This window comes from Sphingopyxis sp. H115, assembly GCF_001468465.1.
Classification (GTDB): domain Bacteria; phylum Pseudomonadota; class Alphaproteobacteria; order Sphingomonadales; family Sphingomonadaceae; genus Sphingopyxis.
Map to the genome: position 1 here is coordinate 20,918 of NZ_LNSA01000022.1, position 15,610 is coordinate 36,527.

Genomic DNA, 15,610 nt, shown 5'->3' on the forward strand with positions numbered 1-15,610 from the left:
CGTTGCGCGGGGATTTGCATGGCGGCCAACGCCCTGTCACGGGCGAATTGGACGATAGGACAATATTACTAATCTAAATTGACGCCAAATTTGTTCGAAAACCGCTCTACGCAACTATCTTTCATAAATTGGTTCCATTTCGGCCCTATCTCATGCCCAGCCAGATCAACGCGGCGGCGCCGGCGATGATTCGGTACCAGGCGAAAGGAGCAAAGCCGTAACGCGTGACGACGGCGAGGAAAGCCTTGATCACCGCCCACGCGACGACGAATGAAACAAGCGAACCGACCGCAATCAGGCCAAGATCGTTCGTGGTGATCGCATCGCGATGCTTGAACAGCTGGAGCACGGTCGCCCCCGTCAGCGTCGGGAGCGCGAGAAAGAAACTGAATTCGGCGGCGGTCTTGCGATCGACCCCGAACGACATCGCGCCGAGGATCGTCGCGCCCGAGCGGCTGACGCCGGGGATCATCGCGATGCACTGGACGAGGCCGACGAGGATCGACTGGCGCGCCGAGACATTGGCGACGCCGCCGACATCGACCGTCTTGGCAAAGCGTTCGACGAGCAGGATCGCAAAACCGCCGATGATCAGCGCCCATGCAACGACCACCGCATTTTCGAGCAGTAGTTCGATATAGTCGCCGAACGCGAGGCCGAGGACAACCGCGGGGAAGAAGGCGAGCAGCAGGTTGCGCACAAAGGCGATCGCTTGCCGATCGCGGCGGAAAAAGCCGGTGAACATCTCCCAAAACAGCTTTCGGTACAGCACTACGATCGCCAGGATCGCGCCCGGCTGGATCGCGATGTTGAAGACTGCCCAGCGCGCGGCGTCATAACCGAGCAACTCGGTCGCGAGGATGAGGTGCCCCGTCGAGGAAACGGGCAAAAACTCGGTCAGACCCTCGACGATGCCGAGGATGATTGCGGTCAGCCAGATGCTCATTATCGCGAGGCGAGCTCGGCGAAACGGCCGTGACGGCGATATTGGACAAGCCAGCCGTCGGCGACCGAGGCGAGCGATGTCGGCGTGATGCCGAGATCGGCAAGGCCCGCCGCGCCGTTCGAGACCACATTGTCGTGCTGGAGCATCAGCCACTGATCCTTGGTGATCGGCGCGCCGGGCGCCCAGCCCAAGCCGCTGGCAAGGGCCGAAGCGACAAAATCGGGTACATCGACGAAGAGCGGCGAGCGGCCGGTGGCGTCGGCGATCCAGCGCAGAAGCTCGCTCATCGTCAGCACTTGCGGTCCGCCGATCTCGAAGGTCTTGCCGGCGGCGCCGCTGTCCAGTGCCGCGACGACCGCATCGGCGGCGTCGCCGACATAGGCCGGCTGGAACTTCGCGTTCGGTGCGATCACCGGGATGACCGGCGACAGGCGCATCAGCGTGGCGAAGCGGTTGATGAACTGGTCCTCGCGCCCGAACAGGATCGAGGGGCGAAGGATGGCCGCGCCGGCAAAGGCGGCGCGCACCGCTGCCTCGCCGTCGCCCTTGCTGCGGCCGTAGGCCGACGCGCTTTCAGGGTCGGCGCCGATGGCCGAGACATGGACAAGCGCGCCCACGCCGGCTGCCTTCGCCGCGGCGGCGACATGGCCCGCGCCCTCGGCCTGCACCGCCTGCATGTCGGCAAACGCGCCGACGAGGTTGATGACGGCATCGCTGCCCTGCACCGCGCGCGCCACGCTAGCGGCATCGCGCACGTCGCATGCGACGAACTGCGTCTGGCCGAGGCCGCCGAGCGGTTTCAGGAAGGTCGCAGCGCGCGGCTCGCGCTGCGCGACGCGAACGCGCGCGCCGCGTGCGAGCAGGCGTTGGACGACATAGCGGCCAAGGAAGCCGCCGCCGCCCAGCACCGTGATCAATTGCCCGTCGAGTTTCTGCATTGCGTCCGCCTGTATCGATTCTCTGGATGGCGCGGGGCGCGCCGACGGCCTTCCCCATGCCGCGAAGCGGGAAGGGGGGCAAGGGGTGAGGCGGCCCCGTGACGCAAAACCGGTGGCTTTGCGATAAAATGCACATCGATCCGCGCGATGCGGTTGACAAGCCAATGGCCCCGCCGCTAAGCGCCCGCTCCTACCCCGTGCCCAGATGGCGGAATTGGTAGACGCACCAGCTTCAGGTGCTGGCGATCGCAAGGTCGTGGAGGTTCGAGTCCTCTTCTGGGCACCATCTGTTCTCCTCGGAATGTCCGAGGACGTCCAGTAAGCGGCTGGTTTCTCACCGCTTTTTCGATGAGACTCGCTGAGTGGAATCCAGGCTGATCCAGCCGGAACCATCAGCGTACCATCAGCTTTGATGGTGTTTTTGATGGTTTCGGTCAGCCTATCGAAGGTGAAACCATCATGTCGCTTACCCACATCCAGATTTCGAACGCTAAGCCCAAGGAAAAAGCCTATAAAATGGCTGACGCCGACGCCCTGTACCTCGTGGTCAGGCCGAGCGGCGCAAAAGTCTGGCGAATGAACTATCGCTATCTCGAACGGCAAAAGACGCTGTATTTCGGGTCGTGGCCCGATGTCGGCATCGCGTCCGCTCGGGAACTTCGCGACGAGGCGCGCAAGAAGCTTGTCGCCGGGCTTGATCCCGCAGCGGAGAAGAAGGTCGCGCGGATCACCCAGAAGATCGCGCAGGACAATACGTTCAAGGCGATCGCCGAGGAATGGCTGGTGAAAATCGAACGAGAAGAGCGCGCGCCAGTCACGCTTCGGAAGGTGCGATGGCTCCTCGACATCGCCGAACCGATGATCGGCAGTCGCCCGATATCGAAACTCACCGCGCAGGAAATCCTGGCCGTTCTCCGTAAAGTCGAGGCGAACGGCCGATATGAAAGCGCGCGGCGCATGCGGAGCGTGATTAGCCGAGTGTTCCGCTACGCCATTGCGACCGCAAGGGCCGACCGCGATCTGGCGGCCGATCTCCGTGGTGCGCTGATCACTCCGAAGGTGAAGCACCACGCCGCCATCACGGCCCCGAAGGAAGTCGGCGCGCTGCTCCGCGCGATCGATGGCTACGCTGGTCACGAGCTCACCGCGGTCGCGCTTCGATTGACGCCGCATCTTTTCGTCAGACCGGGCGAACTGCGCCAGGCAGAATGGGCGGAGATTGATTCCCATGATGCCGTCTGGTCGATCCCGGCAGAGAAGATGAAAATGCGCCGCTCGCTTTGCGTCCCCCTGTCACGGCAAGTTCTTGCGATGCTCGAAGAGCTCCACGCCCTTACCGGCCATGGGAGATACCTCTTTCCGTCCTTTCGGACGCCCCGCCGTTGCATGTCGGAGAATACTGTCAGCGCCGCGCTTCGGCGGCTGGGCTACAGCCGTGAGGAGATGACGGCTCATGGATTCCGCGCGACGGCCGCCACTCTCCTCAATCAGATGGGAATGTGGCACCCGGATGCGATCGAAAGGCAACTGGCACATCTCGATGCCAATGCGACGCGCCGGGTCTACACCCGCGGCGAATATTGGGACGAACGTGTTCGCATGATGCAGCATTGGTCCGATTATCTCGACGAGCTGCGCGATGGGGCGCAAATTCTGCGCCCCGCCTTCGGCAAGAGTGCGACCTCGACCGCCTAGCGGCCGATCAGGGCCTTGAGGCTCGTATAGAGGACCAGCGTGGACCGGCCGACTTTGACGACCTCAAGGTCGCCGGACACGATCAACTCGTAGATTCTTGACCGACTGAGCCCTGTCAGTTCGACTGCGGTCGGAATCCGCACGGTCAATGGCTCCATGAAGACGATTTCGGACCGTGACAAATCGAGATCCTGCATTTTCCTTGTCCTCGGGATGGATCAATGTCGCGAGCGCGGTTCCAACGCAGCATTCGCCATCGCAAGCGTGCCGGTTGCTACGCCACCTCACAATAATCAGGGCAGGATCGTGCCGTTGAGCGGTGTCGCCGCGCCGCGTGACTTCGTCACCAGGTGGCCGCGAAAAGCACGGCAGGAGAGAGGGGGAGCTTGAGCGAAGTCTGATCTGATTGCGAGAATTCCAATGTCTGTTGCCCTTTCGACTCTCCATGATTCCGAATTGGAGGCTGCCGGGGCCGCACTGGTCAGGGGCCTTGGCGGTTTCTGGCAGGGGTCGACTGGAATGTGTCGCTGCCCAGCCCACGATGACCGAACGCCGAGCCTATCGGTTCGCGTTGGCGACACCCGACTCTTGTTCAAATGCTTTGCCGGCTGCGACACGCGCGACGTGCTGCGCGCCATTCGGCGGCTCGATCCGAATGCCTTGGGCGCAAAGGGCAATGGAATCGCCAAGCAGTTCAAGCTCGACCGATGGCTGCAAAAGCGCGCCTTCGATCTTTGGAGGGTCGGACGGCCGATAAATTGGACTATCGCCGAGACCTACCTACGCAATCGGTCGATTCACATCGCGCTCGACTCTTTGCGCTTCTGCGACCGAACTCCGCTCGGCAAGGGCAAGGCGGCACGGTTTCGCCCGGCGATGCTCGCCGCCGTTACCGACGATTCCGGTCTGCTCGCCGTCCAGAGGACCTTTCTCGATGCCCGCGGGCGGCGTGCACGCGACCTTCGCCATCCTCGACGCCTGCTAGGCAACCCCTGCGCCGGTGCTGTTCGGCTCGCTTCCGCCACCGAGACGCTTGGGATTGCCGAAGGTGTCGAGACAGCGGTTTCGGCGATGATTCTGCTCGGCATCCCGGTCTGGGCGACGCTCGGCAATGAACGCCTCCCCCATGTTGCCATCCCGAAATCCGTGAACCGCCTCATCCTGCTCCCCGACAATGACAATGCGGGACGCTTGGCCGTGCCGCTTGCAACCGAGGCCTATACGGCACCCGGGCGGCAGATCGGCACGATCTGGCCGTGGCACGGGCGGAACGACTGGAACGATGTCCTACGGGAAGGAGGGAAGGGGGTGGGGGACTGGCGGCGCCGAGTGGCCTGATGGTCGGGCCTCCGCCGCCAGGAGACGGACTATGACATATCCGATCGTATACGCGCTTGCGCGTAACTGCGTCGCTTCCCCGCTGAATGTCCGAACGGAAAGCGACTCCGACGCCGACGCCGAACTGGAAGCGATGATCGGCCAAGCCGGCTTCGTGCTCCAGAACCTGATTGGCACCGCAATAAAACGCAAGAAGGACAGCTACAGCATTTTCGGCGGCGGCCGGCGTCTCGCGCGGGTTCATGCCCTGATCGAAAAGGGCCAGCTTCCCGAAGACTTCTGCGTGCCGGTTATGGTGATGCCGGACGCGAAAAACGCCATCGAGCTCAGCCTCGCTGAAAACCAGAAGCTGCCGATGACCGCCGCCGATGAATGCACGGCCTTCAAGAATATGATCGAGAAGGAAGGCAAAACCCCCGCGCAGGTTGCCGCGCGGTTCGGCAAGACCGAGCGTTTCGTGCTCGGGCGCGTTCGTCTCGCCGATCTTCACGAGACGATCTTCGAGGCGCTCCGCAAGGGCGACATCACGCTCGAGGTCGCCAAGGCCTATGGCAGCACGTCCGACACCGTTCGTCAGGCCCGTGTGTTCGAGCAGTATCAGGACAGCTATTACGGGGACGACGTCTACACCATCCGGCGCGAGCTCGCCTCCGGCAGCTATCGCGGCGGTGACCCCAAGGCGCTGCTTGTCGGCCGCGAAGCTTATCTCGAAGCGGGCGGACGGATCGACTCCGACCTCTTCTCCGACAGCGCGTCCGAAAACTGGATCGACGGTGACATACTCGACCGGCTGACGGATGAAAAACTCGCGGTCGAAGCCGAGGCTATCCGCGAACGTGAGGGTTTTGGCGAAATCCGTGCGCTGCCGACGACGCGCGTCTCCTACATCGAGCTTGACGGTCTGAGCCCGGTTCGCGGAGAGATTCCGCCACCCACGGCAGAGGATGAAGCGCGCTGCGCCGAGATCGAGGCCGAAATGACCATCATCGGCGAAGCCGCGAACGAAAGCGACGACGGCATCACCGATGATGACGAACAGCGTTATCGCGATCTGGAATCCGAACTCCGTGAAATCCAGAATCGTCCGCCGGTGTTGTCCGATGACCAGAAGGCCTCGGCGCTCGCCTTCGTCGTCCTCGGTGAGGATGGCCAGCCCCGGGTTCATCATCAGGTCTACCGAACCCCCGAAGCGATGAGCGAAACCGATGACTCGGACGATGACCGCGACGATGCGGCTCCTGGCGGAGCATCAGGCAAACCCGCGATCAGCCAGCGGCTTGCTGACGAACTCGCAACGATGAAGGCGGAACTGCTCCGCGTCCATGTCGCCAGCGACCCGCGGTTCGCGCTCGATCTCGGGACGTTCGTGATGGTCGATGCCGCGCAGCGGCGTTACGGGGCGAGCGATCTCGCGAGCGAACTGAGGGCCGATGCGGCGCCGTCGCGCGTCATCGGGTTCGAGAGCGGCACGACGGCGGCCGAGGAATGGGCTAAGCTCGAAGCCGGACTCGATCGGAGCTGGATCGACCCCGATGCCGGTGTCACTGGCCGCTACGATGCCTTCTGTGCGCTTGGTGAGGAAGCACGCGCGGCATGGCTGGGTTGGGCGATCGCCCGTACGATCCACGCCGTGCCCGCCAAGACGACCGGCAGCGATTTCGTCGACCATCTCGGCTGCAAGCTCGGGATCGATGTCGCCGCCTGGTGGCGACCGACCGCGAAGAATTACTTCAAGCGGCTCACCAAGACGACGATCCTCGACCTGTTCGCGGAAATTGGCGGCAGCGAACTCGGCCAACGCTATGGCGCGTCAAAGAAGGATCTCCTTGCATCCTCGGCCGAACAGCTCTTCGCGGGCAACATCATCGTGGAAGCCGACGTCAAGGAAAAGGCGCTCGCCTGGCTTCCCGACGCGATGCGCTTCGAGCATCCCGTCGCTGCGCTGGCGAACGACGATGCCGACCTGGAGCCTGCTGATGCCGCCGAAATAACGTTCGACGACGAAGCGGTCGGTGATGGCGACGAGGACGAACCGATCGCCGACGCGGCCTGACCCGGCAAAGCCGACCTCGATTGGGGCCGTGACCACGCGTCGCGGCCCCTTTTTCATGCCGCCTTCCACCCTGGAGGAGAGGGGGGAGGGCTGTGTGCGGCGGGGGCAGGTGCCCCGGAGCCCGTTCAGGAGATCTTCCATGACCCTTCCGCTTCTCAATCTCGCCGAGACCCCTGATTCCAGCGCCCGGGAAAAGGCCGAGCGTCTTCACGGCGTAGCGCGGGCTCTGCAATCCCGGCTCGCCGACCCGCATTCGGTCACCCGTTCGCTGCTCAAAGGGCTCATGTCGGAGGCGTTCGGCGGATCCGATGCCGACGGACACTGGTCGATGCGCGACGCCTATGATGCGCTCGAAGCGGCGCAGGCTTCGAACATGTTGTCGCTCGGTGAAGACCAGAACCCGGACTGCCCGCCCGAAGATGCCTTCGCAGCCATTCTTGCATTCGAGAAGGCGCTACCAACGCAGACCTATCGCAGCGAGCATCAAGTCGAGATGCAACAGTTCAGCACGCCAGACGCGCTGGGCTGGCTAGCGACACGTGCAGCGGCGATTACGGCCGACGACCATGTGCTCGAACCGTCGGCGGGCATCGGCATGCTCGCCGCCCGCGCGATCGCCACGGGCGCCTCCGTAACGCTCAACGAACGCGATGCCTGCCGCGCCGCACTGCTCGCTCTCGTGACGAACAGCGACGTCACCACACACGATGCCGAATTCATTCACGACCGGCTGCCGCCGGATGTCCGTCCGACCGTCGTCCTGATCAATCCGCCCTTCAGCCGTAGCGAAGGCCGCGGCGAGGATCGCCATGCCGGCGCTCGCCACCTTCGCTCCGCGCTCCTCCGTCTTGCCGACGGCGGACGCTGCGTTGCGATTATGTCGCCGGGATTCGCGCACGACGGCAGCGGTGCCCGCGGCTATGTCTCGGTCGCCGAGATCGGACGTCCGCGCGTTGAGATCACCATTCTCGGCCGCCCGTACGTCAAGCATGGCACCGGCATCGCCGTTCGGCTGATCGTCTTCGACAAGGGCTGGATCGGCGAGACCGAACGCCACACCGTCGACTCGATCGAGGCGGCGCTGCCCATCGTGCTCGCGCTCCCGCCGCGATTGGGATCGTCCGATGAGCCGCCCCCGGCCACCCCGGCGGTGATCCCGTTCCGTCCGGCGCTCAAATCCGGATCGGCATCGCTCTTTTCCGGGCTCGCGAGCCCCAAGGTCATCGCGCCGTCGCGGATCGCCGCGAAGGACGATCGCGCCGAGCCGCTTGCTTACTCGGTTCGCGACGCGCCGCTTCCGGTCGGCGATCCGGTCGGCATCTACGCTCCCTGGCGGCTTGCGCGCATCGATATACCGGGCGCGACGCCGCATCCGGACAATCTCGTGGAATCGCTTGCCATGGCGTCGGTGCTGCCGCCGATCCCGCGATATCGGCCGCTCTTCCAGAAGCGGGCAAGCAGCGCGCTGTCCGACGCCCAACTCGAAGCGATCATCTATGCTGGCGATGCCTTCTCGCGCGACCTGCCGGGCCGATTCGTGCCCAACGAGGCGGGCGACCAACTCCGCGAGGATGCCGACGGGCACGCCTATCGCATGGGTTTCTTCATCGGCGACGGCACCGGCGTCGGCAAGGGCCGCGAGGGCGCCGCTATCATCCGCGACCAGTGGAACTGCGGCAACCGCCGCGCCGTCTGGATATCGAAGGGCGCGACGCTCCTTGAAGACGCGCGCCGCGACTGGACCGCGCTCGGCGGCCTTCCGATCGACATCCAGCCGCTCGATGCCTTTCCGCTTGGGCAGTCGATCGGCATGGCGAGCGGCATCCTCTTCCTCACCTATGCGACGCTCCGCTCGCAGCGTCACGATCAATGCTCACGTCTCCAGCAGATCCTCCAATGGGCGGAAGGCACTTTCGAGGGCGTGATCCTGTTCGACGAATCCCATTCGATGGGCAATGCGGCGGGCACCAAAGACGAATATCGCCAGGCCAAGGGGTCTGAACAGGGATTGGCCGGAGTGCGCCTGCAGAACGCACTGCCGCGCGCCCGGGTGGTCTATGAATCGGCCACCGGCGCCACCAAGCCCGAGAATCTGAGTTATGCCTCGCGGCTCGGGCTTTGGGGGCCCGACACGGCCTTCGTGAACCGCGACGCTTTTCTCGCTGCGATGACCGACGGCGGTATCGCGGCGATGGAAATCGTCGCCCGCGACCTCAAGTCCATGGGTCTCTACACGGCGCGTGCGCTCAGTTTCGCCGGCGTAGAATATGACCCGCTCGAGCATCGGCTGACGCCCGACCAGATAGAGATCTACGATGCCTATGCCGACGCCTGGGCGATCGTTCACCAGAACCTCGACGAGGTGCTGAAGGCGTCGAACATTGTCGACCGCATGTCGGGCGAGACGATGAATGCCATGGCCAAGGGATCGGCGCTCAGCCGGTTCGAGAGCGCCAAGCAGCGCTTCTTCTCCCAAGTGCTGATCGCGATGAAAATGCCGACCGTCGTTCGTTCGATCGAGGAGGAGCTGGCAGCAGGCCATGTCGCCGTCGTGCAATTGACCAGCACGGCCGAGGCGATCCTCGAGCGCCGCCTTGCGGGCCTTTCGCCGGACGAACGCGCCAACCTCGCGATCGACGTCTCGCCGCTCGATACGCTGATCGATTATCTGAAGACAGCCTTCCCGACGCGTCAGATGCGCGCCTTTCGCTCATCCGACGGAGCATTGCGCTCCGAGCCGATGCACGATGGCGACGGCAATGCTGTCCTCTGCCAGGAAGCGGTCGAGGCGCGCGATAATCTGGTCGAAAGCCTCTGTTCGATGCCGCCGGTCCCGGCCGCGCTCGACTTCCTTATCGCGCATTTCGGAACCGACGCGGTCGCAGAAGTCACTGGCCGCAGCCGTCGCGTTGTCATTGACGGGCAAGGCCGACAGAAGCTCGAGCGCCGCAGCGCCAGTTCCAATATCGCCGAGACCGACGCCTTCATGTCAGGACGCAAGCCGATCCTCGTCTTCTCGGAAGCGGGCGGCACCGGGCGCTCCTATCACGCCGACCTGGATTGTCCGACCGCGAACAAGCGGCGCATCCATTTCCTGCTCGAACCGGGCTGGCGCGCCGACATCGCGATCCAGGGTCTCGGCCGCACGCATCGGACGTACCAGTGGAAGCCGCCGGTGTTCCGGCCGGTCACGACTACCTGCAAGGGCGAACGCCGCTTCATCAGCACCATCGCGCGCCGTCTCGATACCCTCGGCGCGCTCACGCGCGGCCAGCGTCAGACCGGCGGCCAGAATCTATTCGACCCCGCGGATAATCTCGAAAGCAGCTATGCTCGCGAAGCGCTGACCCAATGGTATCATCTGCTCCATGCCGGCAAGCTCGCGAGCATCGGTCTCGAGAAGTTCCAGATTATCACGGGCCTGAAGCTCGTCGACGAGAATGGAACCCTGCTCGACAAGCTGCCGCCGATCCAGCGCTGGCTGAACCGCATCCTCGCGCTACGCATCGCGACCCAGGATGCCATTTTCGAGGAATATATGGGGCTCATCCAGGCCCGCGTCGACGCCGCTCGCGAGGCCGGCACGCTTGATCTTGGCGTCGAGGCGATCCGCGCCGAGCGTATCGTCGAGCTCTCGCAGCAGGTGCTGAGGGAGGATCCGGTATCCGGCGCCGAGACCCGGCTGCTCCGCCTCGAGCTTCACCTCAAACCGCGCGTCACGGGGTGGGCGCGCCTTGACAAGATCTGGGGCGGTTCCGCGGATGGCCGGTCTCTGCGGAACAGCCGTTCCGGGCGCGTCGCCCTTTGCGTTCCGTCCTGGTCGATCACCGACGACGACGGGAGGCCCGTCAAGATGATGGAGCTTGTCCGCCCGACAGGTTCGAACCGCATCCAGCTTGCCGGGCTCGCGCACACGCACTGGGAGGAGATCGACCGCAAGAGCTTCCAGAGCTTCTGGGAAGCCGAAGTGACCGAGGCGCTCGACAAGGTCGATATCGAGACGATCAGTGTCGCAACGGGTCTCCTGCTCCCCGTCTGGAACAAACTGCCGCAGGACGACGTTCGTGTCTGGCGGATCGACGACGCGGCGGGGACGTCGATCCTCGGCCGCATCGTCATGCCCGGGGCGATCGAGAAGCTGCAATCGGCTTTCGGCCTCACTTCCTCGATCATGCTCACGCCTGGCGAACTGATCGAGGCTGCCCGGCATGGCGACGGCGCCTTGATCCCTGGGCTGCACGGCGCACGTCTCGTGTCGGCGATGGTGAACGACAGCCGCCGGATCGAGATCCGGGACTTCCGGCCTCAGGACCGCGAATGGCTGAAAGCGCGCGGCGCGTTCAGCGAGGTGATTGCATACAAGACCCGGCTCTTCCTCCCGGCGGGAAAGGCCGATGAAATCCTGAGCACCATCATCGCCGAGCCGCCACAGTGAAATCGAACCTCTCATAGGGAGAGGGTCATGTCGCGGGCCTATGGGCAGGTCGACCGGCAGTTCGTCGACGGTTTCGACACCGCGATGCCCGTGCTGGAAGCCGGGCGAGCATGCCGCCCGCGACCTTGCCGACCGATTGCACCATATTCGAGCTTCTCGACGAGGGGGGACTTGCTGAACTTGGCTCGTCAAACGCGGAACCTACGCGCCTCCATGCTCGCCCCGCGAAAGCAATTCTCCGGAGGAGGGAAGGGGGTGGAGCGGGGAGTGGCGGCGGAATTGTCTGCCGACCACCAAGAAGATGGAGGTTCCCATGGCAGACCGGGCATCCGCCATGATCCGGATCGGCGGCACGATTTCTCGCAATCTGATACCCGCGCTTCTCGAAGCTATCGAATGCGATGGCGGGAAAGCCGATTGGGAAGGGAATTCGATCGAGTTTTCCCATATTGCCGACGGGCATATCCTGGAGGTTTGTGCCTATGAACTGATCGGCGGTCAGTTCGAATGTGTCGAAGCCTTCTGCTGCAATCACGGCATCGCCTTCGTTCGGCGCTCGGACGCGTGTTCCGGCGCATTCGGACCCGAGCGCGCGGTTCATACGGGCGATCGGGCGCCCCGACACTACGAGGTAAATGACGCTGACCAGATCGTCCTCAATCAACGAGAGCTGAACGACCTTGGTTCGATCGCTGCGGCGAACGCCTGGTTTCAAGCGGGCGATTTCGCTCTGCCGCCCTTGTCCATCGGAACCCGCGAAAGCCCGTCCTTGTGCCGGGAGAATGGCGATGGCTGAACATTATCTCGAGGCAAGCTTCAGCTTCGCCTGCACAGATGCCGAGCTGGCGCTGCTCAAGGAGATATTCGGGGCGGCCAGCGACATGATGAGCGGTATCGTCGCACCGGCGCCAAGCCCGAAAATCCTCGAACTCTTTCCTCCTGAAGACGAAGATGATCTGTGGAGCGGCCTTGGCACGATATTCTGCGATGCGTATTTTCCCGATTTCGGTGCCCGTTTCGAGGCGGGAACTGCGTCGATCGACGGGGTCGGTCAGATCGCGCATATCTATGGCACGCCAACCTTCCAGCCCGACCCGGTCGCAACGGTCATCCATCGGTGCTGCGCCGAATCCCTTCTTCGCGCCGCTATCGGTTTCGAATGGTCGGAAAGCTGCTCCAAACCTCGCGAGGGCGAGTTTGGCGGCGGCTGGTGCGCCATCTTCGCGGATCGCATCGAGATGCATTCGACAAGCGAGGCCTTGTCGGCGGCGCTCGGGCAGTCCGCGCCGAGCGACCCGCCTCACCTGGAACGTGATGCCTGGACCGAGTATCCAGCCCACCCGCTCGCGGATTGGAAATACCAGATCGCGAACGACGACACACGCCTTGGCTATCGGGACTGGATTGCGGCGCGCGTGCTTGGCGAGCCGCACGATACTGCCGGGGACACCGACGCGACCTCGCCTGTCCCGGAGGCGCCCGGACTCTACCTGCATCTCTATCACGGCCGCAAGGATCCCGACGAAAATCTTGAAGACTGGGGGAGCGAAGGACCGGTGATCGGCCCGCTCGCCTATGTGCACACGACCTATATGTGCGACGTCAAGTTCGCGGCGGCTCCCGATGTCATGGACCGATTCTTCCCGGCGGTCATGGCCGAATGGTGCGCACGCGGATTGTCCAACGTCGCGGGTCCGCTCTGTGATTGGCGCCTGACCATCTTCGACGACTATGTCGAATATGACGGCATCTACTATGGCGACTGGACCGTGTTCGCCGCCACGCCCAGTGAGGTCGATGAGCGGTTCGCCAAGGTGGCGAAGGCGGCGTGATGGCGCACATCGTCAAAGGCTAGGCCCTCTGCCAGAAACCGGGCTGCACAATGTCCCGGCACCGCGATCCCATTCTCGAGGTTGTCTGCCCCAACTGCCACGCCGCGGTAGGTGTCGGCTGCCGCCGGCCGAGTGGGCATAGCGGGCCATTCGTCGAATTTCACACCTCGCGCGACATCCTCGCTGACCGCGAGGGCAAGTATGGACCGTGCCCGCTCGGGCTCTGCGGTCTCGGCTGCGTTTCGCCTCAACTGGGCCTGCCGCTGTTCGATTGAACCGCGGCGCCGCCAATCGGAGAGGTTTCCGCAATGCCCGAAATCATCCCCATCACCGTCTATCAGTTCGACGAACTGGACGAGCGCGCTAAGGACAAGGCGCGCGACTGGTATCGTCAGGGCGCCTTCGACCATGACTGGTACGACTTCGTCTTCAGCGACTTCGAGGCGATCTGCGACATCCTCGGTATCACGCTTCGCACCAACCCGGTTTCCCATGTCGGAGGCACAAAGCGCGAAGAGCCGCAGATATTCTTCACGGGCTTTGCCAGCCAGGGAGACGGCGCCAGCTTTGCCGGCAGCTACGCCTATCGGCCCAGATCATCGAAAGCCATCCGGGTCTACGCGCCGCAGGATGCCAGGCTTCACCAGATCGCCGATGCGCTTCGCTACATCCAGCGCCAGCATTTCTACCGGCTCAGCGCCGATATTCGCCACCGCGGTCGCTATTACCATGAATATTGCATGGACATCGCGGTCGAGCGCGAAGGGATCGCCTTCGGTTCCCCCGCGGAAGAAACCATCATCGAAGCACTGCGCGACCTTGCCCGCTGGCTCTATCGGCGCCTCGAAAGCGAATTCGAGTATCTGACGTCCGAGCAGGCCGTAGATGAGGCGATAACCGCCAACGGATACACCTTCGTGGAGAATGGCAAGCCGTTCGGCTGACCACGTCTTTCCTTGCCTCGCTGATGGGCGTCGATGGCAAGACGGTCACGTTCTGCACCGCCTGAGGGCTGCTCAAGGCGAACCGGCGCGGTACCGACCAAACGAGCGCGCACCACGCCATCTGACTGCCGGTCGGGAGGGAAGGGGGTGGGAACGGGGCGAGCCGGTCAGTGATTTCGGTCCGGCTCGACGTTCCACTCTTGCCGGAGATTTCCCATGACCAATCTTGTCCCCGCTGCCGACCGTCCGGTCGGCGGCGCCTATCGCGTCGATATCTCCCGCGGCCGCAACATCGGCCGCGTTTCGTCCGAATGGTTCTCGCGTCCCGACGACGAGCGCTTCCTCTCGCTGACCGATCTCTATGATGTCGTTCGCGCCCGCGCCGACCGGGCAACCACGCGCGTCGTCGACAGCAAGGCGATCCGTGTCGAGGCGCGGAGCGATAGCCCCGAGCGACTCTCGCTGATGGTCCCCGACGAAGAGCGGCCCGTTGCGCCGACGAACTGGGCATTCGGACAGCTTTGCAGCCTCGTCGGCGCGCCCGCGTCCTATCTTCGCGAGCTTCCGGCTGCGCTTGCCGGCATCAATCTTCAGCACGGCCTCGTCGCGCACCGCGGCGAGCAGGTGAAACTGCTGCAGACCGACGACGGGCGGACCGAACTTCGCGCCGCGACCGGGCCCGAATATGGCCGTATCTGGGATTATGAGCTCGTGGAAGCGGTGATGAAGATCGCCGGCGACGGCATCGGGCAAACGCGGTGGAAGGTCCCCGGCGTGCTCGACTGGTCGAGCATGCACTATAATCCTTATGTCGACGTCACACGCGACACGACGACGCTTTATGCCTCCGACCGCGACGTCTTCATCTTCCTGGTCGATGACACGCACCCGATCGAGGCGGGCAAGCTACCCAATGGCGATCCCGATCTCTATTTCCGCGGCTTCTACTGCTGGAACTCCGAGGTCGGCGCGAAGACGCTCGGCATGGCGACCTTCTATCTGCGCGCCGTGTGCATGAACCGCAACCTCTGGGGCGTCGAGAATTTCGAGGAGGTGAAGATCCGCCACTCGAAATTCGCAGCCAACCGCTTCGCCCATGAAGCAGCGCCCGCGCTCGAGCATTTCGCGGACTCTTCGCCGATGCCATTCCTGAGCGGCATCAAGACCGCGCGCGAGCGCATCGTCGCCCGCAAGGATGAGGACCGCGAGACGTTCCTGCGCAAACGCGGCTTCTCGAAGGCCGAAACCGCAAAGATCGTCGCGACGGTGCTCAATGAAGAGGGCCGCCCGCCTGAGACGATCTATGATTTCGTGCAGGGCATCACGGCCTTTGCGCGCACCAGGACCAACCAGGACAGCCGGCTCGAAGTCGAGGGCAAGGCCCGCAAGCTTCTCGAAACCGCCCACTGACGTCCGAAGCCGCCGGTTC

The 15,610-nt window shown here is 63.7% G+C and carries 11 protein-coding genes and 1 tRNA gene; 9 read left to right on the forward strand and 3 right to left on the reverse strand.

What is annotated here, in order from left to right; all coding sequences use genetic code 11:
- Positions 1 to 145: 145 nt before the first annotated feature.
- Both ATE71_RS15120 and ATE71_RS15125 read right to left on the reverse strand, forming a co-directional pair.
- Positions 146 to 946 (reverse strand): undecaprenyl-diphosphate phosphatase, encoded by an 801-nt coding sequence (locus ATE71_RS15120; protein ID WP_058804204.1) that lies wholly within the window; start codon positions 944 to 946, stop codon positions 146 to 148.
- A complete protein-coding gene (locus ATE71_RS15125) occupies positions 946 to 1,884 on the reverse strand; it encodes a complex I NDUFA9 subunit family protein (RefSeq protein ID WP_058804205.1) in 939 nt (312 codons plus the stop codon). Before ATE71_RS15125 ends, ATE71_RS15120 begins: the two co-directional genes overlap by 1 nt.
- Before the next feature lie 199 nt (positions 1,885 to 2,083).
- Here ATE71_RS15125 and ATE71_RS15130 point away from each other — a divergent pair.
- Both ATE71_RS15130 and ATE71_RS15135 read left to right on the forward strand, forming a co-directional pair.
- Positions 2,084 to 2,170: transfer RNA gene (locus ATE71_RS15130), tRNA-Leu, on the forward strand.
- 173 nt (positions 2,171 to 2,343) lie between these two features.
- A complete protein-coding gene (locus tag ATE71_RS15135; protein ID WP_054588751.1) occupies positions 2,344 to 3,579 on the forward strand; it encodes a tyrosine-type recombinase/integrase in 1,236 nt (411 codons plus the stop codon).
- Here the strand turns inward: ATE71_RS15135 and ATE71_RS15140 are convergent.
- Positions 3,576 to 3,776 (reverse strand): helix-turn-helix domain-containing protein, encoded by a 201-nt coding sequence (locus ATE71_RS15140; protein ID WP_054588750.1) that lies wholly within the window; start codon positions 3,774 to 3,776, stop codon positions 3,576 to 3,578. The genes ATE71_RS15135 and ATE71_RS15140 overlap by 4 nt on opposite strands.
- Positions 3,777 to 4,203: 427 nt before the next feature.
- Between ATE71_RS15140 and ATE71_RS15145 the strand changes: the two genes are divergently transcribed.
- From ATE71_RS15145 to ATE71_RS15175, 7 genes are all read left to right on the forward strand, one after another.
- Positions 4,204 to 4,917, forward strand: a complete 714-nt coding sequence (locus tag ATE71_RS15145) for a toprim domain-containing protein (protein WP_235588038.1) — start codon at positions 4,204 to 4,206, stop codon at positions 4,915 to 4,917.
- A 31-nt stretch (positions 4,918 to 4,948) separates the two neighbouring features.
- Positions 4,949 to 6,970 (forward strand): ParB/RepB/Spo0J family partition protein, encoded by a 2,022-nt coding sequence (locus ATE71_RS15150; RefSeq protein ID WP_054588748.1) that lies wholly within the window; start codon positions 4,949 to 4,951, stop codon positions 6,968 to 6,970.
- Positions 6,971 to 7,109: 139 nt separating this feature from the next.
- On the forward strand, positions 7,110 to 11,405 hold the full coding sequence (locus tag ATE71_RS15155) for a strawberry notch-like NTP hydrolase domain-containing protein (RefSeq protein ID WP_058804206.1): 4,296 nt from the start codon (positions 7,110 to 7,112) through the stop codon (positions 11,403 to 11,405).
- A 313-nt stretch (positions 11,406 to 11,718) separates the two neighbouring features.
- Entirely contained in the window at positions 11,719 to 12,201 is a 483-nt protein-coding gene (locus ATE71_RS15160; RefSeq protein WP_054588746.1) for a hypothetical protein, read from the forward strand.
- Positions 12,194 to 13,237 carry a hypothetical protein gene (locus ATE71_RS15165; protein ID WP_054588745.1) on the forward strand — a complete coding sequence of 348 codons (1,044 nt, stop codon included), beginning with the start codon at positions 12,194 to 12,196 and terminating at the stop codon, positions 13,235 to 13,237. Before ATE71_RS15160 ends, ATE71_RS15165 begins: the two co-directional genes overlap by 8 nt.
- A gap of 308 nt (positions 13,238 to 13,545) precedes the next feature.
- Positions 13,546 to 14,181 (forward strand): hypothetical protein, encoded by a 636-nt coding sequence (locus tag ATE71_RS15170; RefSeq protein ID WP_054588744.1) that lies wholly within the window; start codon positions 13,546 to 13,548, stop codon positions 14,179 to 14,181.
- 216 nt (positions 14,182 to 14,397) lie between these two features.
- On the forward strand, positions 14,398 to 15,591 hold the full coding sequence (locus ATE71_RS15175; protein ID WP_054588743.1) for a hypothetical protein: 1,194 nt from the start codon (positions 14,398 to 14,400) through the stop codon (positions 15,589 to 15,591).
- The last annotated feature ends 19 nt before the right edge of the window (positions 15,592 to 15,610 follow it).